Origin of the sequence: Bradyrhizobium sp. Arg816 (genome assembly GCF_029989365.1) — a bacterium.
Lineage (GTDB): Bacteria > Pseudomonadota > Alphaproteobacteria > Rhizobiales > Xanthobacteraceae > Bradyrhizobium.
Window position 1 is genome coordinate 122,338 of record NZ_JAPRAQ010000022.1, and the last position, 18,220, is coordinate 140,557.

17 protein-coding genes and 1 pseudogene are annotated in these 18,220 nt (G+C 64.5%); 10 read left to right on the plus strand and 8 right to left on the minus strand.

Going from position 1 to position 18,220, the window contains the following annotated elements; all coding sequences use genetic code 11:
- Positions 1 to 96 precede the first annotated feature (96 nt).
- The 4 genes and pseudogenes from OWC48_RS35830 to OWC48_RS35845 all read left to right on the plus strand — a co-directional run.
- Positions 97 to 1,737, plus strand: a complete 1,641-nt coding sequence (locus OWC48_RS35830; RefSeq protein WP_282524210.1) for an FAD-dependent oxidoreductase — start codon at positions 97 to 99, stop codon at positions 1,735 to 1,737.
- Between the two features lie 72 nt (positions 1,738 to 1,809).
- Positions 1,810 to 2,793 (plus strand): tripartite tricarboxylate transporter substrate binding protein, encoded by a 984-nt coding sequence (locus OWC48_RS35835; RefSeq protein ID WP_282524211.1) that lies wholly within the window; start codon positions 1,810 to 1,812, stop codon positions 2,791 to 2,793.
- 122 nt (positions 2,794 to 2,915) lie between these two features.
- Positions 2,916 to 3,872, plus strand: coding sequence for a prolyl aminopeptidase (gene pip, locus OWC48_RS35840; protein WP_282524212.1), 957 nt, complete (start codon positions 2,916 to 2,918; stop codon positions 3,870 to 3,872).
- Between the two features lie 53 nt (positions 3,873 to 3,925).
- Positions 3,926 to 4,096, plus strand: a pseudogene (locus OWC48_RS35845) (transposase); the annotation flags it as partial.
- A gap of 17 nt (positions 4,097 to 4,113) precedes the next feature.
- On the opposite strand, the gene OWC48_RS35850 reads toward OWC48_RS35845, so the two are convergent.
- Positions 4,114 to 4,509, minus strand: a complete 396-nt coding sequence (locus tag OWC48_RS35850) for a VOC family protein (protein ID WP_282524213.1) — start codon at positions 4,507 to 4,509, stop codon at positions 4,114 to 4,116.
- A 727-nt stretch (positions 4,510 to 5,236) separates the two neighbouring features.
- Here OWC48_RS35850 and OWC48_RS35855 point away from each other — a divergent pair.
- Both OWC48_RS35855 and OWC48_RS35860 read left to right on the plus strand, forming a co-directional pair.
- The gene (locus OWC48_RS35855; protein ID WP_282524214.1) at positions 5,237 to 6,508 is read left to right on the plus strand and encodes a DUF2157 domain-containing protein; all 1,272 of its coding nucleotides are present in this window, start codon (positions 5,237 to 5,239) and stop codon (positions 6,506 to 6,508) included.
- On the plus strand, positions 6,505 to 7,119 hold the full coding sequence (locus OWC48_RS35860) for a GDYXXLXY domain-containing protein (protein WP_282524215.1): 615 nt from the start codon (positions 6,505 to 6,507) through the stop codon (positions 7,117 to 7,119). The genes OWC48_RS35855 and OWC48_RS35860 overlap by 4 nt, the downstream gene beginning before the upstream one ends.
- Positions 7,120 to 7,126: 7 nt before the next feature.
- On the opposite strand, the gene OWC48_RS35865 is transcribed toward OWC48_RS35860, so the two are convergent.
- Entirely contained in the window at positions 7,127 to 8,539 is a 1,413-nt protein-coding gene (locus OWC48_RS35865; RefSeq protein WP_282524216.1) for a PLP-dependent aminotransferase family protein, read from the minus strand.
- 107 nt (positions 8,540 to 8,646) lie between these two features.
- On the opposite strand from OWC48_RS35865, the gene OWC48_RS35870 reads away from it, so the two are divergent.
- Positions 8,647 to 9,507, plus strand: a complete 861-nt coding sequence (locus OWC48_RS35870) for a DMT family transporter (protein ID WP_282524217.1) — start codon at positions 8,647 to 8,649, stop codon at positions 9,505 to 9,507.
- Positions 9,508 to 10,206: 699 nt separating this feature from the next.
- On the opposite strand, the gene OWC48_RS35880 is transcribed toward OWC48_RS35870, so the two are convergent.
- On the minus strand, positions 10,207 to 11,421 hold the full coding sequence (locus OWC48_RS35880; RefSeq protein WP_282524219.1) for an EAL domain-containing protein: 1,215 nt from the start codon (positions 11,419 to 11,421) through the stop codon (positions 10,207 to 10,209).
- A gap of 816 nt (positions 11,422 to 12,237) precedes the next feature.
- Positions 12,238 to 13,401, minus strand: a complete 1,164-nt coding sequence (locus tag OWC48_RS35885) for a hypothetical protein (protein WP_282524220.1) — start codon at positions 13,399 to 13,401, stop codon at positions 12,238 to 12,240.
- Between the two features lie 340 nt (positions 13,402 to 13,741).
- Here OWC48_RS35885 and OWC48_RS35890 point away from each other — a divergent pair, with 340 nt between their 5' ends.
- Complete coding sequence (locus tag OWC48_RS35890; RefSeq protein ID WP_282524221.1) at positions 13,742 to 14,365, plus strand: LuxR family transcriptional regulator; 624 nt, start codon at positions 13,742 to 13,744, stop codon at positions 14,363 to 14,365.
- A 66-nt stretch (positions 14,366 to 14,431) separates the two neighbouring features.
- Here the strand turns inward: OWC48_RS35890 and OWC48_RS35895 are convergent, their stop codons facing one another.
- From OWC48_RS35895 to OWC48_RS35910, 4 genes are all read right to left on the minus strand, one after another.
- Positions 14,432 to 14,680 carry a hypothetical protein gene (locus OWC48_RS35895; RefSeq protein WP_014490555.1) on the minus strand — a complete coding sequence of 83 codons (249 nt, stop codon included), beginning with the start codon at positions 14,678 to 14,680 and terminating at the stop codon, positions 14,432 to 14,434.
- Between the two features lie 98 nt (positions 14,681 to 14,778).
- Positions 14,779 to 15,156, minus strand: a complete 378-nt coding sequence (locus OWC48_RS35900) for an Hpt domain-containing protein (RefSeq protein WP_282524222.1) — start codon at positions 15,154 to 15,156, stop codon at positions 14,779 to 14,781.
- Positions 15,157 to 15,308: 152 nt separating this feature from the next.
- Positions 15,309 to 16,007, minus strand: coding sequence for a Crp/Fnr family transcriptional regulator (locus tag OWC48_RS35905; RefSeq protein WP_282524223.1), 699 nt, complete (start codon positions 16,005 to 16,007; stop codon positions 15,309 to 15,311).
- A 188-nt stretch (positions 16,008 to 16,195) separates the two neighbouring features.
- Positions 16,196 to 16,906, minus strand: a complete 711-nt coding sequence (locus tag OWC48_RS35910) for a Crp/Fnr family transcriptional regulator (RefSeq protein ID WP_282524231.1) — start codon at positions 16,904 to 16,906, stop codon at positions 16,196 to 16,198.
- Between the two features lie 420 nt (positions 16,907 to 17,326).
- On the opposite strand from OWC48_RS35910, the gene OWC48_RS35915 reads away from it, so the two are divergent.
- Positions 17,327 to 17,515: a hypothetical protein gene (locus tag OWC48_RS35915; RefSeq protein ID WP_282524224.1), complete on the plus strand. Its 189-nt coding sequence runs from the start codon at positions 17,327 to 17,329 to the stop codon at positions 17,513 to 17,515.
- 416 nt (positions 17,516 to 17,931) lie between these two features.
- Positions 17,932 to 18,220: Hpt domain-containing protein (locus tag OWC48_RS35920; protein ID WP_282523362.1), on the plus strand; the 289-nt coding region annotated here is incomplete at its 3' end.

The window sequence follows — 18,220 nt, forward strand, 5'->3', positions numbered from 1 at the left end:
TGAATTCTTTCCGGCTTATCGCATAAGAGAGCCTGCAATAAAATGCATGCTGCGCGGGCAACGAATCCGCGACGATGCGAGGGGATGGAAACGAGCATGAGGACACAGGTGCTGGTCGTGGGCGCCGGGCCCGTGGGACTGACCGCGGCCATGGATCTGGCCTCGCGCGGGATCGACGTCGTCGTCGCGGAGATCCGCCATGCCGGCGATCCGCCCAGCGTCAAATGCAATCACGTCTCGGCGCGCTCGATGGAGATCTTCCGCCGGCTCGGCGTCGCGGCAAAGCTGCGCGACGCGGGTCTGCCCGCGGACTTCCCGAACGATTGCTCCTACCGGACCACGGCGACCGGCATCGAGCTCTGCCGCATCGACATTCCCTCGCGCGCGCGCCGCTACAGCGCAACCGGCGGCCCCGACACCTGGTGGCCGACGCCGGAGCCGCCGCACCGGATCAACCAGGTCTATCTCGAGCCGATCCTGTTCAGCCATGCGGCCGCTCAGCCGCGCATCACCATTTTGGCACGCACGGAGATCTCCGATATCGAGCAGGGCGACGATCATGTGGTCGCCCTCGCACGCAATCTCGACAGCGGAAGTTCGCTCCGCATCGAAGCCGACTTCGTGGTCGGCTGCGACGGCAGCCGCTCCCTCGTCCGCAAATCGATCGGTGCCAGCCTGTCCGGGACGCCGGTGATCCAGCGCGTGCAATCGACCTTCATCGAGGCGCCGCAACTGAAGGAGTTGATGGGCGCGCACAAGCCGGCCTGGATGGTGCTCTCGCTCAACCCGCGCCGCTCCGGCACCACGGTTGCAATCGACGGCCATGACCGCTGGCTGATCCATAATCATCTCAGGCCCGACGAGCCCGAATTCGACTCGGTCGATCGCGACTGGTCGATCCGCGCGATCCTCGGCGTCGACGCGCGGTTCGAGTACAAAATCCTCAGCAAGGAGGACTGGGTCGGGCGCCGGCTGGTGGCCGATCGCTTCCGCGACCGCAGGGTCTTCATCTGCGGCGACGCCGCGCATCTGTGGATGCCCTATGCGGGCTACGGCATGAATGCGGGCATTGCTGATGCCGTCGATCTCTGCTGGCAATTGGCGGCGCATCTGAACGGCTGGGCACCTGATTCGATCCTCGATGCCTATGAGGCGGAGCGCCAGCCCATCACCGACCAGGTGTCGCGCTTTGCCATGGACCATGCGATGAAGATGATGGCGCAGCGCGGCGGCGTGTCCGCGGAGATCGAGGATGACACGCTGCGCGGCCACGCCGCGCGTGCTTCGCTTGCGAGAGCAGCCTACGATCTCAACGTGCAGCAATATTGCTGCGCAGGCCTCAACTTCGGCTACTATTACGACGCCTCGCCGATCATCGCCTATGACGGCGAAACCCCGCCGGCCTACGCGATGGGAAGCTTTACGCCCTCCACCGTGCCGGGCGCCCGGGCGCCGCATGTCTTCCTGCGCGACGGACGATCGCTCTACGACGCCTTCGGAGCCGGCTACACGTTGCTGCGGCTTGACCCGGCGATTGATGTGGCGCGGCTGCTCTCTGCCGCAGAACAGCGTGGCATGCCGCTTGCGCTGGTCGACATCGCGCCGGATGAGGCGAACGGGGCCTATGCCGAGAAGCTGGTGTTGGCGCGACCCGATCAGCACATCGCCTGGCGCGGGCAGGCCGCGCCCGAAGATCCGCAAGGCTTGCTTGCGCGCATCACTGGTGCTGCGGCGTGATTGGTAACAGGCTGCCCCCGGGGCAGCCTGATCGTGCTCACAAACAAAAGAACGTATTTGGGGGAGGAGAACGTGTTTCATGTTGCAAGGCGCCGCATTCTGGCCGTGCTGACGGCCGCGACTTTCGTTGTGCTGCCGCTGGAGGCAGGCCGCGCAGCCTATCCGGACCAATTGATCAAGATCATCGTGACCTTCCCTCCCGGCGGCAGCGCCGACACCGTCATCCGTGCGCTCGAGCCGCTGGTCACCGCCGAACTCAAGCAGAGCCTGGTGATCGAGAACCGCGCAGGCGCCGGGGGCAATATCGGCATGGCGGCGGTGGCCCAGGCCAGGCCCGACGGCTACACGCTCGGCGTTGCGCCGGCGGGCGCGCTGACGGTGAACCCGCACCTCAATTCGTCGATGCCGTTCGACCCAAAGGATCTCGCGCCGATCACGCTGCTGGCGGAAATTTTTTTTTTTTTGCTGGTCGCGTCCGCGAACGTGCCCGCGCACAATGCGGCAGAGACGATCGCGCTCGCCAAGGCAAAGCCGGGCGCGCTGTCGATCGGACATGGCGGCAATTCGACGGCCATGCATCTGACGGCCGCGCTGTTCACGCAGAAGGCCGGGATCAGCATGGAGCTCGTTCCATATCGCGGGACAGCGCCGGCGGCGGTTGATGTCCTTGCGGGACATGTCCCCTTCGCGGTGCTGGATATCCCCGCATCGAGGCAACTGATTCTCGAAGGCAAGCTCAACGCCGTCGGCGTTTCGTCGGCGCGCCGGCTTGCATCCTTGCCCGATGTGCCGACCCTTGCCGAGAGCGGCATCGCGGGCTTCGAATCCGTGGGCTGGTTCGGGCTCGTTGCTCCCTCAGGCACGCCTGCGGACATCGTCGCCAGGCTGAACGATGCCTTCGTGAAAGCGCTGAAAGACCCGGTGGTGGCCGAGAAGATCCGGACCCTCGGCGCAGAGCCCGCCCCGACTTCGCCGGAGCAGTTCGGCCGCTTCATTCAGAGCGAGAGCACGAAATGGGGCAAGCTCATCAGTGAGGCCGGCATCAAGGCGAACTAGGCCGCGTACCTATAAACCCGGTTCGACATGTGACTGGTGGCTTCGTCCGCTTTGCTCCTGTAACCGAAACCACCATGATCGCGGCGTGCTAATCGAACCTCGTGGTGCCAAACGGAGGCCGTATGAGTCAGTTGAGGTCCATGTACCCACCCATCGAGCCCTATAGCGCTGGCACCCTCGACGTTGGAGAAGGTCACCGGGTTTATTACGAACGGGTGGGGACGCCGGGCGCGAAGCCGGCGGTCTTCCTGCACGGCGGACCGGGCGGAGGATTGTCCCCTGAACATCGGCGTCTGTTTGATCCCAATCGATATGATGTCATGCTCTTCGATCAGCGAGGATGTGGGCAATCAACTCCCTATGCGGGGCTCGAAGCGAATACGACTTGGCATTTGGTATCGGACATCGAGCGCTTGCGCGAACTTGCAGGCGTCGACAAATGGCTCGTGTTCGGTGGCTCGTGGGGATCGACTCTCGCGTTAGCTTATGCGGAAACGCATCCCGACCGCGTCAGCGAGCTAGTTCTCCGTGGCGTCTACACCGTCACCAAGGCGGAGCTGCAATGGTACTATCAGTTCGGCGTCTCAGAGATCTTTCCGGAGAAGTGGGAAAAGTTCCAGGCACCGATACCCCTGAGCGAGCGAGGCGACATGATTGCGGCGTATCGCAGCCGGCTGACGGGCGACGATCGAGCCACCCAGCTCGAGGCAGCCAAGGCTTGGGCTATTTGGGAGGGCGAAACGATCACGCTGCTGCCTAATCCAGCATTCTCGACATCGTTTGGCGACGACCAATTTGCGCTCGCGTTTGCGCGATTGGAGAACCACTATTTCGTTCACGATTGCTGGCTGGAGGATCGGCAACTTCTGCGCAACGCCCACCGCCTCCGCGGCATCCCGGGAGCCATTGTTCACGGCCGCTACGACATGCCCTGTCCAGCCCGATATGCTTACGCGCTGCATAGGGCGTGGCCTGATGCCACATTCCATCTGGTCGAGGGTGCAGGTCATGCTTGGTCGGAGCCAGGTATCCTCGATCAACTGGTGCGCGCCACCGATCGCTTCGCGACAACACGATAAAGAGGGCAACGACGAAGTCGGAATAAATCCGGCCGCAGAAGAGGAATCATCCGTTTAGTCCCTGCCTATATCGCGCCCGCAATCGAGTTGAGCGCTTCTTCAACAGGATCAAGCAATGCCGTCGGGTGGCGACGCGTTATCACAGGCTCGCCGCCAACTATCTCGCCTTCGTCCAACTCGCTTCAATCAGGCTACGGCTCGGCGCTAATGAGTCGACGTCCTAGCCCTTCCTCTCCGCCGCTCAAGCTTGCTTTTTCTGACGGAGCCGTGACGGCCAGCCGATCCTGACCAGGGTCTCGTCCGGGTCCGACAGCGCAAACTCGTACATTCCCCACGGCGTGTCCTCCGGCCCCCGTCCGTTGGCCAACTCGCCCGAAAACTCTCGCGCGAGTTCGTCGACGGCCTCGGTGTAGAGATAGAGGCCGAACGGGTTGCGGCCTCTGATCAGCCAGCCTTCGACGGCATCGGTGAGATGAAGATTGCCACCCTTTCCATCGGAGAGGATGCGATAGCTGTCCTCACCGTCCGCCGGCTTGTCGCCGTCCGCGCGCGTAAAACCGAGTCGGGCGTAGAATTTCTCCGAGGCGTCGAGGTCGTTGCAGGGAAGGATGGACGTCAGTGCGTGAGTTGGAGGCATGCGAATCCCTTTGCGTTAGTCCGCCGATACGTGGGGACGGAAGGTTCAAAGTCGTCACGGCCCGCCGTCCCGACCAGCTTGCGTCCTTTTGAAGACGACCTCATAACCTCGCGCAGGTGCCGAAGGGGCGCCTTCCCGCACAAGAGGCTCTCACCCTTCGAGAGGTTGTCCGTTTTCTTCCGGCGATACGACCCCTCGATCTGCATCCGGGAAGGCTAACGATGACGAGCCCTTTGTTCGGCAATAGCGGGAGTGTCGGACGCCTCATTGGGGTTGTCATGAACACCGTATTGTCGTCGGGCGCGGCGATGCTCGAATTCCCAAGCACGTGCGATGAATTGTTGCGTGAAATCAAAATTCGCGCGCGGTTACGCTTGAATGATCTGACCAATGAATCGCCGGATGTCATATTCTACGCACGCTGGATATCGGGGCGGCGACGCTGGGCGTGGCCCGCGAAATGGAAGTTGACCCACGCCCTCAATATAGTTTGCACGGAGCTCGGTTTCCAGGATTGGGAACATGCACGTCATGTGCTTGGCGGGCAGACGTCCCCTCAACGATCGCGCCTATTCCCACGGAGCGAACATAGGGCGTTATCTTGCCGCTCGCGGGGGCGCGCGCCCGGTGCCCCCGCAACCAGAGCGGTGACGGGTTGAACCTGCTACCGTCGCGGCCCGACCAACAGCATCCCGCCAGCCGGCAGGGAGCGAGGTGTTTCACGACGATGTTCGACAAAACCTACCGGCAACGCCTCGAGGCTGATCTTGCGCAATGGGAAGCCGACGGCGTGATCGCGCCGGCGGCCGCCACTTCCATCCGCAGCGCGCTGCCGCCGCTCTCGCCCGGCATCAACATCGCCGTCGTCGTTGCCATTGTCGGCGGCCTCTTGATCGCTGCCGCCTTCCTCGCCTTCGTCGCGGCGCACTGGACGGAGATCGCGCGGCTGCTGCGGTTCGCGATCCTGATCGCCGGCATGGTCGTCGCCGGCGGCCTCGGGGCGTGGTTCGCCGCGACGGGCCGCACGGTTCTCGCCGATCTCTGCGCGAGCATCGGGGCGATCATCTTCGGCGCGGGCATCGCGCTGGTCGGCCAGATGTATCATCTCGGCGAGGACTTCGCCGGCGGCATGCTGCTGTGGTCGATCGGAGCATTTGGCGCCGCACTGCTGACCGGATCGCGCGGCGCGCTTGCGGTCGCCCTCGTCGCGGCCTGCATCTGGACCTGCATGCGCAACTATGATGCGCCTGATGTCCTGCATCTTCCGTTCGTGGCGGTCTGGTTGATCGCTGCCGCGCTCGCGCTTGCATGGAATTCCCGCGTGGCGGCCCATCTCGTCGCGGTCGCGCTGCTTCCGTGGTGGATCGCGACGTCGCTCCGCTTCGAGCTCGACGGTGCCCAGCCGTCGTTCGTGCTCGCGAACGGCGCTGCCCTGCTGTTCGGCGCTGGGCTCGCGATCGCCGCTGTGCCGTCGCCGAGGGCGCTGCGCCTCGGGACCGTTTTATCGGCCTACGGAGCGTTTTCGCTGGCCGCCGTCGCTTGCCTGGAGGTGACAACGGTCGACGACATCATCCGCTTCCGGAACAGCACGGTCCCGGCCCAGCCGCTGTGGGCGATGCTGTGCGGGGCCGCGGGCGTGATCCTCGCGCTTGCGTCCGCCGGGATCACCAGGCGTGCGGGTGAAATCCTTGCGGCATGTTCGATCGGGCTGGTCCTGCTCGCGGCGCCGATCTGGCCGGCATCCACGGCCGGCGAGCCCTGGTTCGCCTATGCCGCGTTGCTCTGCGCCATGCTGTGCCTTGTCGTCTCCGGTGTGCTCGATGATGTGCGTCCGCGGATCGTTGCCGGCTGGCTTGGGATCGCCGGCGTCATCGCGGGCATCACCTGGGCGGTGAAGGGCTCGCTGCTGCGCCGCTCGGCCTTCCTTGCCGCGGCCGGTGTCATTGCCGTCGTATTTGCCACCGCGCTCAATCGTGCGCTGCCGAGGGCTCAGCGATGATGGAGTTGACCGCGTCCGTGACAAAACTCTGGCAGCGCATCCCGAAAGCCGTGCTGTTCGGTGTCGCCGTCCTGCTTCAATGCGCGCTGCTGGTGCTGATGGTCGCCGATCGCATGCAGATCCTGCGCGAAGGCCGTGAGGTGACCTTGCAGACGCAGCCGGTCGATCCGCGCGATCTCCTGCGTGGCGACTATGTCGTGCTCCGCTACGATATCTCGCAACTGCCGGCAGGCGCGCTCGCCGGCCAGCCGGCGGCCGAGCGCAAGCCCGTCGTGTTCGTCAAGCTCGCGCCGAATGCCAATGGGCTCTACGAGGCCGTCTCGGTGCATAGCGAGCCCGTCACGGTCACGGCTCCCGAAGTGCTGATCCGTGGCCGCGTCTCCTATTACGGCGGATCCTGCGGCGCGGGCCCGCGCGTCTTCTGCGAGAAACTGGCGATCAAATACGGTCTCGAAAGCTATTTCGTGCCCGAAGGCGAGGGCAAAAAGCTCGAGCAAGCCCGCAACCAGCAGAAACTCCGGGTCGTCGCCGCCGTGCTCCCCTCAGGCCGCGCCGCCATCAAGCGCCTGCTGCTCGACGGCGAGCCTGTCTATGAGGAGCCGTTGTACTAGGCGCTGATCATTTGGCCTTCAGCGCCCGCCGCAGCACGTCCCACATCCGCGGATCGTTCATGTGCGCCACGTTGAAGCGCAGGAAGTCCGATGCCGTCTGCGATACGCTGAAGACGTTGCCCGGTGCGAGCACCACATCCTCCTCGAGCGCGGTGCGCGCGACGGCGGTGGCATCCTGCCCGCCCGCGAGGCGGCACCAGAGGAAGAAGCCGCCGCGCGGCATCAGCCAGGGCTCGATGCCCAGCGCCTGAAGTTTTTGCGCGACGTCGCGGCGCGTCCGCGTGAGCTTCTGCCTGAACTCGTCCATGTGCTTGCGATAGCTGCCGCCGGCCAGGACGTTTGCGATGATCTCGGTCGCCACCGGGCTCGGGCCGCCAAAACTGGTCGCGACCTGGAGGTCGACGAGGTGCTCGATCCAGTCGGCTCGCCCTGCGATGTAACCGCAGCGCACCGAGGCCGACAGCGTCTTGGAGAAGCTGCCGATGCGGATCACGCGGTTCAATCCGTCGAGCGCGGCAAGACGCGGCGAGCGCTCCGATTCGAAGTCGCCGAAGATGTCGTCCTCGATGATGGTGAGGTCGTGCGTCGCGGCCGCAGTCAGAAGCCGGTGCGCGGTCTGGAGCGAGATCGTCGCGCCGGTCGGATTATGCAGCGCTGAATTGGTGATGTAGAGCCGCGGCTGCTCAGTCGCGAGGATCTGCTCGAAGCGCGCGACATCGGGGCCCGACGGCGTAAAGGTCACGCTGACGATCTTCGCCTGATGCGCCCGCAGCAGCGCGCGAAAATTGAAGTAGCAGGGGTCGTCGACCAGCACTGTGTCGCCGGGACGAAGCAGGAAGCGACAGATCAGGTCGGTTGCCTGTGTGCCCGAACCGGTCAACATCAACTGGCTGATCGAGGCCTCGATTGCGTCTTCGGCGAGGCGCGTGAGCAGTAGCCGGCGCAGGGCAGGGGAGCCGCTCGTGCTGCCGTAATTGGTCAGCACGCTCGCGTCGGTGCGGGCAAGCGCGCGGGTGGCGCGGCGCAACGCCGCCTCCGGCATCCACTCCGGCGGCAGCCAGCCGCAGCCGGGTTTTGGCACGGCATCGTCCGTGTCGAGCGACTGTCGGGAGACCCAGAAGGGATCAACTTCCCGGTCGCGGCGGGGCTCGACTTCGGTCAGCGCCAGCGGCGGGGTGACAGCCGGTGAGACATAGAAGCCCGAGCCGCGGCGGGCGCGGATCAGGCCGTCGGCGGCCAGCCGATCATAGGCTTCGACGACGGTGGAGGGCGAAACACCCATTGTCGCGGCAAGGCTGCGGATCGACGGCAGGCGGTCGCCGGCGCTGAGTGCGCGGGCCGCGACCTTGGCGCGGATCGCGCCCATCACGTCGGTGGTCCGCGTCCCGCCCCGTCCCTTCGCTTGTGCTTCGCCGTCCAAGGTGTATGACCTTCCATATCCATACAGTTTTGCCGGATTGTACTGGATTGTCGCTGGTCTCGCCACCGGCGACGGCCGATGATCGTGACCCAAGAAGCGAGACGGACATGCAATCTGCAGGCAGCGGCTGGGGTAACGGGATTCTCGGCGTCATCATTTTCAGCGGCTCGTTGCCGGCGACCCGCGTGGCGGTCGGCGGCTTCTCCGCGCTGTTCCTGACGTCGGCGCGCGCGGTCATTGCGGCCCTGATCGGCGTGGCCGTGCTCTTCCTGCTCCGCCAGACGTGGCCGCGGCGGAAGGATCTCGTCTCGCTCACCATCGTCTCCATCGGCGTCGTGGTCGGCTTCCCCCTGCTGACGGCGCTCGCGCTCCAGCACATCACCTCCGCGCATTCGATCGTCTTCATCGGGCTCTTGCCGCTGTCGACGGCGATCTTCGCGGTGCTGCGCGGCGGCGAGCGGCCGCAGCCGCTGTTCTGGCCGTTCTCTGTCCTGGGCAGCGCCACGGTCGCGGGCTTTGCCCTGTCGAACGACGGCTCGGCCTCGCTCACCGGCGATCTCCTGATGGTCGCGGCCATCATCCTGTGCGGGCTCGGTTATGCCGAAGGCGCCGCGCTGTCGCGTCGCCTCGGCGGCTGGCAGGTGATCTCCTGGGCGCTGCTGCTGGCGCTGCCGCTCATGATCCCGGTCGCGATCCTGACATGGCCGCCGACGTGGAGCGGCGTTGGCGTGCCCGCCTGGATCGGGCTCGCCTACGTCTCCGTCTTCAGCATGTTCGTCGGCTTCATCTTCTGGTACCGCGGACTTGCGGTCGGCGGCATTGCCCGGATCGGTCAGTTGCAGCAGCTCCAGCCGTTCTTCGGCCTCGCGCTCGCCGGCTTCCTGCTGCACGAGCCGATCGCATGGAGCATGATCGCCGCGACCGCGCTCGTGGTCGTCTGCGTCTTCTTCGCGCGGCGATATGCCTGAGGCGGTGATCGCAGGTCCCGACCAGGGTCTGAAGTTGATGACCTTGATCGAACGCGCTTCCATCGGGTCATTGGCGCGACCATCACCTGGCGCGGGAGCTATGCGACTGTCAACGTTGATCTAGATCAACGTCTGTTCTCGCACGCAGTGTCGCTCTGGATGGGAGAGTTATCTCCTCGGTGCATCGCGTGCCCTGTTTCGCGATCACAGTGACAGCATCCGCCTGGCTGGTCTGACCGTTTCGCTGATGGGACGGTGATCGGCATCCTCACGCGACTGACAGAAATCCGCAGAAACTTTGAGCAAGGGAAGGAGCACGTCATGCGACACGGAACCAAATTCTGGTTAGCTGGCGCCGTTATTGCCTGCGCAGCCATGGGCTCGGTGCAGTGGTTGGAGGAGGATGGTCTTTCATTCTCGGTTCAGAGCGCACAGGCTCGCGTAGGGCGACCAGCGACCCCGGCGAGTGTCGCTGGCGTCGCGCGGCGAACGACGCGCCGCGCAGTAGTCGGTGGAGCGGCCGTGGGTGCTGCGACCGTAGGCGCCGCTGTCGCGGCACCGACGTGCGCCCGCGTGCTGGTCAATGGCGCCTGGGTCTGCCGCTAGGAGAGCTATCTTTCATGGGGGTGATCGCAGCGACCGCGCTCGTGGTCGTGTGCGTCTTCTTCTTCGCGCGGCGGTTGGCGTGAGGCCTGCGCCTCACGCCTGCCCCATCACCGTCCGCGTCAGCGCGCTCCTTGCAAACTTCTTCAGCGGCATCGGCTTGCCGAACAGGAAACCCTGCACGAGGTCGAAGCCGAGCTCGTTGGCGGCGACGAGGTCGGCGCGGCTCTCGACGCCTTCGGCCACGGTGCGCGCGCCGTAGCCGTGGGCGAGCTCGACGATGTGACGGCACACCGTGCGCTTCAGCCGGTCGCTGCCGCTGCCGGTGACGAAGTGCCGGTCGGCCTTCAGCTTGATGAAGGGAATCTTGTCCAGATCCATCAGTGACGGCCAGTTGGCGCCGAGATTGTCGATCGACAGGCCGATATTGTGCAGGCGCACCTCGCGGGCGACCTCGACGAGGAATTCGAGATCGCGGATCGCCTCCTCGCTGTCGATCTCGATCGTCAGCCCGCCGAAGGCCGGATGCGTCGGCATGCGGCGGCAGAGATCGCGCACCGCCTGCGGCTCCTTCAGATATGACGTGGGCAGGTTGATCGAGAGATCGACCGGGCTCTGCTGCTCCAGGAGATAGTGCCAGTCCTGCAAGGCGCGCTCGATCACGAACTCCGAGAGGTCGCGGAAATGCGGATCATGCTCTTCGGGGATGAAGTAGGCGGGCGGCACCACGCCCCAGGTCGGATGCCGCATCCGCACCAGCGCCTCGGCGCCGCAGCGGACCAAGGTGCGCGCGTCGATCTTGGGCTGGTACCAGAGCTCGAGCCAGCCGGCATGCAGGGCCTCGCCGACATGCACGGCCGGGCTCGGCGCCGGCTCGTCCGGCAGCAGCATCGCGACGCGCTCGCGCAGCGTCTCGGCGGCAAAGGGCGTGGTCAGTGGCGGCAGCATCGCGAGGCCATACTCCTCGCCGACCTGCTGCACGGCCCTGACGATGATGGACTCGCGGGCGCCGACGGCGAGAACCTTGCCGTCGAAGGCCTCGCGTACCAGCGTCTCCAGAAACGTGCCGGGCTCGATGCCGTCGGCGGCGATGCCAAGCAGGATCAGATCCGGCAACTCGCGGGTCAGCACGGTCTGCAGCTCGTCCGCGCTGGCGCATTCGCTGGTGACGAAGCCAAGATCCTCCAGCACCTCGGCGAGGAATGCGCGCAGATGGCGCTTGCCGTCGGCGACGCATGCGCGCGGCGTTACCTTTCGCCGTCCGAAGGTTTTGGGCCTCCGTCCGGCGAGTTCAACAAGTTCATCGTTCATCGCAAACCACTCCCGTTCCGCGACAGGTGTTAGCGATGGGAGCAGTTTCAAATATGGAGAGCTTCAGTCGATTGTTGAATTATCTGGGTAACGTTAAAGCACGCATCATATCTAAAATTGTCCGGATCTTCTTCCAGAAGTTTTTACGTCTGCCCGCGCGTCGCGCGCGGGAGTGCGGCAATCACCGGAGATTTTCGCGACGTGCGGTGTGGCGACATGCACGCATGGTGTCCTGCAATTGGACGAAGCCGCGCGCGCCTCGCCCAATTGAATAATGGACGCCTCAATTGACTGTGGTCTTGCCGTGCTGGGTCATGCCAACGGCCTTGCCGCGAGGCCGGCAGGCGCAGCGTGGCCGATGCCTATCATCACGTGCCAGCTCACGATCCGACGCCGGGCTACGGATTGCTCGTGCTTCGCGTGGCGCCGGCGCACTCGCGGGCAATGCCGCCATCGTCGATGTCGGTCGATTCGATCTTATCGCAACCTCCTTCCCGTCGCGCTTGCGGTGCATCGCAGGATCGGCGCGACGGCAGCGATGGGAGAGTTCATTTTCGCGCGATGCGCGCATGTTCCATGGCTCACGCGTGACAGTTCTGCGACAACGCGCCCGGCAGCGGCAGCGCAAATGTGAAGCACATCACATGCGTCTTGCTGCACCTGCGCTATTGCTGTGCGCAGCCGGTGGTGGGCTGTCGAGGATTACAGCAATGACGACGCGGCGATTGATGTATTGGTGGTTCAGATTCGTTCTGTCAGGGCGATTTACCGATCGCTTCCTGTGCCTGCCGCGGGCGGAGTAGCCGCGCCGCAATATCAGGTCTGCCCGATCAATTTGCGAAACGCTGCCGCGCCGTCCTGCACGGCGTCGCGTCCCTTCCAGGCCAGATAGGACAGCTTGCCGCCGAGCGTGTCGTGGCTGCGCAGCCGGCGCGAGCCGAGAATGTGGCCGACATTGGAGGGGAAGCGGCTCACCTCGGCGGACACCAGCGCCGCGATCGCATCCATCAATTGCTGGAGCCGGAGACCCCATTCGCAACCCTCGATGCCGTCAATGCGGACCTTGAGCGCATATTCGGTGTCGTAGATGTCGGCGAGCAGGTCGCGCGCGACCAGCACGCGGTTGAGCTTGAGCGCGACCCGCAGGGCGAGCCGCTTGTCGTCGAGCCGGTCGAGCACCATGGGAACGACGCAGGCATAGGGCGTGGCGGCGACGTCGGCCACGCTCTTGCTCGCGGCGGTCCTGGTGGCAAGGCGCACCAGTTGCCAAGTCGTCTTCAGGCGCCTCGCCACCAGTGCCAGCGCAAAGGGCAGCGCGTCCGGGTGGGACTTCCTGAAGGCATCGAGTTGCGCGGTGATCTGGGCCGCCTGGCCGTCGTCGAATTTCGCGATCTTCTCAGGCAGCTTTTCGTTGAACTTCGGCAGCGCGTCGCCGGCGCGCAGCACTTGCTGCATTTTCCTCACGTCGTCGAAGGCTGTGCGCGAGGCCGTGTATTGCGTGAGCTTGGCGCGTGCGAACTCGGTGCTCTCCGCCGATGCGAGGGTGTTCTCGAGGACCTTGAGCACCTTGGTCTGGAAGACCGACGCGGTTTTCAGCACTTCCTTCGGGTTGTTGGCGGTGACCTGGTCGTTGATCGCCTTGATGTAGTCGCGCGCCATGGTCGGCAGCAGGTCGCGGCAGATCCACTCCCAGATGGGCGTGAGCGTGTTGCGTGAAATCCGCCCCGCATTGGCATGTTCGGGTGCGCCGTCGATCAGGAGCAGTTCGAGCGGCGCGAAGAAATAGCGTGAGGGACTGGTGGCGCGTGCCTGGCTCGATCCGTCCTTGCGGAACTCGGCGCGCAACTTCGCCTGGATGTCGGACGAGCCCGGCATGTCGATGCCGCACAGTTCGAGCCGCTCGAGCTCGCTGAGCAGACAGCTGCGCGACAGCGGCGTCAGCCTCTGCAAGAACTCGGACAGCTGATTGATCTCGTTCATGGCACGCAATCTTCCGCAGCGTTTCCCGCAGGCCCACCGGCCTCATGCGTGGAGGCATTTGCGCGCTCTCAATCGTGACCAAGAGAAGCAAGTCATTGTTAATTTATCCGTAAAAACCGGGAGGCGCGGGCGCGCGCTGGGGAGCGTTGGTTAAGGAGGCATTTCGTTGCCTGCTCAAGTTTTAGGCGAAAACCTCAACCTGCGCGTGGTCGATTGCGTGGGTACTCAAGCATAAATTGTGCCTACGTCGGTATTTCAGCACAAAACTGCCAAATTTACCGTAGTCTTACGGAGCAAAAAGTTAACCACAGACTGGCCTCGGTTCCGCTAAACGAATCACATGGGGTCACAGAACGATACGGCCACCGATTCGCGGCCGTCGGAATGGTTCGAAAGCAGCTCTGCTCCGACCGAAGAGCGCGATTTCGCCCGCCTGAGCGCGGCCCGCGCCAAGGCAGCTGACGAGATGGCCGCCGCCATCGCCCGCGAGCTCAACGGCCCCCTGACCGCGCTCCTGCTCTACATGGGCGAGATCAAGCACCACAGCGACCAGCTCGCGCCGGTTACGGCCGATCGGGCCTATTTGCAGCGCGTGGTGGAGAATGCGCTGGCGCAGACCGAACGGGTTTGCGGCGTGGTCAAGCAGCTTGCCGGCCCTAACAGGGATGCCTTGCCGATCCCGTCCAGGACCGAGGGCGCCGAATTGAACGCCGCCCGCGCGCAGCAAGCGCAGCGTGTGCCGAGCACCGAATTGCTGGGCCTGTCGGGCCAGAAGCGGCTGACCAAGCGCGAACGCGAGGTGCTGAGGCTGATCAGCGAGGGCTACTCGAACAAGCAGGGCGCGCTGCGGATGCAGATCAGCCCGCGCACGTTCGAGTGCCATCGCGCCGAGGCGATGCGCAAGCTCGGCGCGCGCAACACCGCGGACCTCGTCCGTGCGGCGCTGCTGCATTCGATTGATTGATTGAGGTTTGTCCTGCGCCGCCGGGCGGGCGATCAAGCCTGAGAACGGCTTGGGGACCCGATGGGCTCAGAGATAATCCTCGGCGAAAGGGCGTACCCGCGACGGCGGCCGCAGCGACTTGGGCTCTTCCTTCGGCGCGCTCGGAATGATCGTGATGGTCCAGCGCGGCGGCATGCTCGATTCCTGCTCCAGCACCGAGCGAACGAAACCAGTCACCGTCGCCTCGCCAGACTTCACGGTCGCCGTTCTGCCGTTGAACTGTGCGATGCGGAAGCGACGGACCTCTTTCTGATCCGCAGTCTCATAGGTGAACATGGAAACCCTCCTGGTTTCCCGCGACTATCGCCACCTATGATTAGCCATCTGTGAAAATCGCTAACCGTAGAAGTACGGCGGGCTTTGCACGCGCCTTTCTAACCCTGCGGCTCCTGCGCGCGCGCCGCGGCGTAGGCGGCATCCATCAGGTCCAGGAGACCGTGGAATTCGGCCTCGCCAAGCGTCTCCGCAGTCTGCTCCAGCCGCAGCGCCAGCATCGCAAGCCTGACATAGCCGAACGTTCCGGCCGCGCTCTTCAGCGAATGCGCTTCGCGGATGATCCTGGCGAGGTGCCGCGCGAGCGAGAGCGTGCGGAACAGTTGCAGGCGCGCACAGGTCTCGCTCCAGAACACGTCACGGACTTCACAGGCCCCGTCCTCGCCGATCTCCCGCACCAGCGCTTCGTAGGCGTCCGGCTCACGCGCGGGCGCGGCATCGAGCGCCTTTGGCATCGGCGCGGCGGTCACTTCAAACATGGCTTTGGCCTGTCCTGGTCGCGGTTCGTCTGCCGCGCGGCCTGTACGGCGCGAGGCACGCTCGGTGTCTACGGCATTCGAATTTCAGTTCCGGTAGCAGGACGATCCGTGTTTGCAGGCCAGCGTTAGCCGCCGGTTTACCAAGGCGCCGGTCAGCGCGAACCGAGAAGCCGGTCGTACTGGGCCTTCACCGTGGCGTAGCATTCGCACGCCGTCTGGCGCAGGCCGTCCAGGTTGAGGATCTGGATGTGTCCGCGGCTGTAATGGATGAAATTGGCGTGCTGCAACGTATTGGCGACCAGCGACACGCTGTTGCGGCGCGCCCCGATCATCTGCGCCATCGCCTCCTGGGTCAGCAGCAGCCGGTAGTCGCCCGACAGGTCATGGGTGTGCAGCAGGCAACGCGACAGCCGCGACTCCACCGGATGGGCGGCGTTGCAGCCCGCGGTCTGCTGGATCTGTGCGTAGACGGCCAGCCCGTGACGGATGAGCAGCGTCCGCAAGGCGTTGCTCTGGTCGGCCGCGTCGCGCAGCCGGTCGAGGTCCATCACGGAGGCGGCACCGGGGACCAGCACGACCGCCGTGTTCAGCGCGCAGGCATCGCCCATGGTCGAGAGGGCTCCGAGCAGGCTGTCGCGGCCGATCATGGCGACCTGCACATGCTCGCCCTTGGCGAGTTTCACCACCAGCGAGATGACGCCGCGGTGGGGAAAGTAGGCGCGCTTGAGCGTTTCGCCGGTCTCCACCAGGATCGCCTCATGCGGCAGATCGATCATGCGCAAATGCGGGCGGATCAATTCGTAGTCCTCCGCCGACAGTGCGGACAGGAAACCGTTGGATGGGCGCGCCATCGTTTCCAAGACTGCCTCCGTCTCAATCAGCCCCCGAACTCGAAGCGGACGGGCTGCTCGCTGCACGGATAAATTTCATCATGTTCCCGTCGGGATATATTGGCAATTGGGACAAGATGTCCGGTTGCGATGGCGCCCCTGCTGCACTGTGTGCACACCGGCATGCAGGCCGGTTGCGCCGGCTGTCGTCACCGCGGGGCTCCCAGCAGGCGCGCGTGGCAGCCCTTCACCGCCGCATAGCAAGCGCAGGACGTCGTTTCCAATGCGCGCTCGTCGACGATCTCGATCTGGCCGCGGGTGTAATGGATGATGTCGGCGCGCTGGAGCGCATTTGCGACGAGGGAAATCGCGTTGCGCCGTACGCCCATCATCTGCGCCAGCGTCTCCTGTGTCAGCGGAAGGAATCTGCTGTCGGACAGGTCGCGGGCACGCAGGAGCCAGCGCGCCAGCCGCGCTCCGACCGGGTGCACCGTATTGCACAGCACCGATTGCTGCGCATGCGCGAGCAGCACCTGCTCGTGGCGGATCATCAGGCTGCGAAACTGCGTGCTTGCGGCCGCCACCGCCCGGAAGGCCGAGATTTCGAGCACGGATGCAGTCCCGGGGAAGAGCACGGCGGCGTCCGTCGGTGCGATACCGTCGGCAAGCGCCGCGCCGCTGCCGACGGCGCTGTCGCGGCCCAGCATCGCGACCTCGATCATCTGTCCCTCGGAGAGACCCACCGTGGTCGAAACGGATCCGCAGTGCGGGAAGTAGACATGTCGCAGCGCGGCGCCGGCCTCGGCCAAGACAGATTCCCTGACCATTTCGACTGTCGCGAGATGGGGGCGCAGCAGATCGAAATCCGCCGCGCCGAGCATTTGCAGCAACTGGTTGGACGGGTGGCCGCTTGCGGTCATGCAGGTCAATCCAGCGCGTTCATTAGGACGATCGGGCGCCGCGCCCTGTACGTCATCCAGTTGCACGGCGACCGGAATATATTGTAAAGGTTGTGGGGCCGTCCATATACCCGTTGGAGGGCAGACAAGCTGCGGCATTTGCGGCGGAAACGAGAATCGCTCGTGAGCCAGGGGGCCGTCTCGCATCGAGCGGCAGGAAAAAGCGGCAAGGGGGCTGTCATGAGCCGGGAAGCATCGCATCCGCGCTCAATCGGACGCCGGCCGGCACCTGCGGCGCCCTCTCAAGCGCGCATCTCCATCCATCCGGGACTGGTCTGCGCGGCTTCGCGACGCCGCTGCAGCACCTGCCCCTGATTTCCCGACAGGACCGGTGACGCTTGCGGCCATCAAATATCTCGACCCCAGCCAGAGGGGAACGGCGTGGCCCACGGCTCGATTTTTGAATCGCCGAAACGGGAAGCTCAAACGGGGACAGCAGATCTGCACCATATTCTCGTTGCCGACGAGGATCCGATGGTGCGCATGGCCATCGTGATCTATCTGCAGCGGAATCATTTCCGGGTGACGATTGCCTCGCGGGGCATCGTGCTGTCTTCGCAATTGGGTTAGCGCAGTAGCAATCGCGGTGGCCGCGAAATAAGCGTCCGTTTACCGCAAGCGCATCTGTTGCGGATTGAGCAGTCGCGCAGCGGGCGGCCGTGGGAGCGATTCTGCTTGCGCGTGATTTGATTCAATTCGCGCGGCCCGTGCATATCGTCCTTCGCCGGCAGGATTTTTCGCACACGTCGCAGTGTTGTTATCGGCGCGTTTACCTATCGCGTCCGTCGCGTGAGATGCGGCGCCGCTTTTGCCGAAAGACGCAATCGCAGGTCTCGAAGCGCAAACTTCTCTTCAATATCCGTATTAGCACGGAGGCTGAAATTAACGGGACCGTGAAAGGGGTTGTCTAACGATCCAGCCGCGGACCTCCGCCGAACTCCAGGTGCGGCCCAGGCGGCGAAGTCCGGTTCAGCAAGGCGTAGCTCATGGATGATCTGTTGCGGGAGTTTTTGACGGAGACCAGCGAGAGCCTGGACACCGTCGACAATCAGTTGGTGAAGTTCGAGCAGGAGCCGAACAACGCCAAGATCCTGGATAACATCTTCCGCCTGGTCCACACCATCAAGGGCACGTGCGGCTTCCTCGGCCTGCCGCGTCTGGAAGCGCTGGCGCATGCCGGCGAGACGCTGATGAGCAAATTCCGCGACGGCATGCCGGTGACGGCTGGCGCGGTGACGTTGATCCTAGCATCGATCGACCGCATCAAGGAGATCC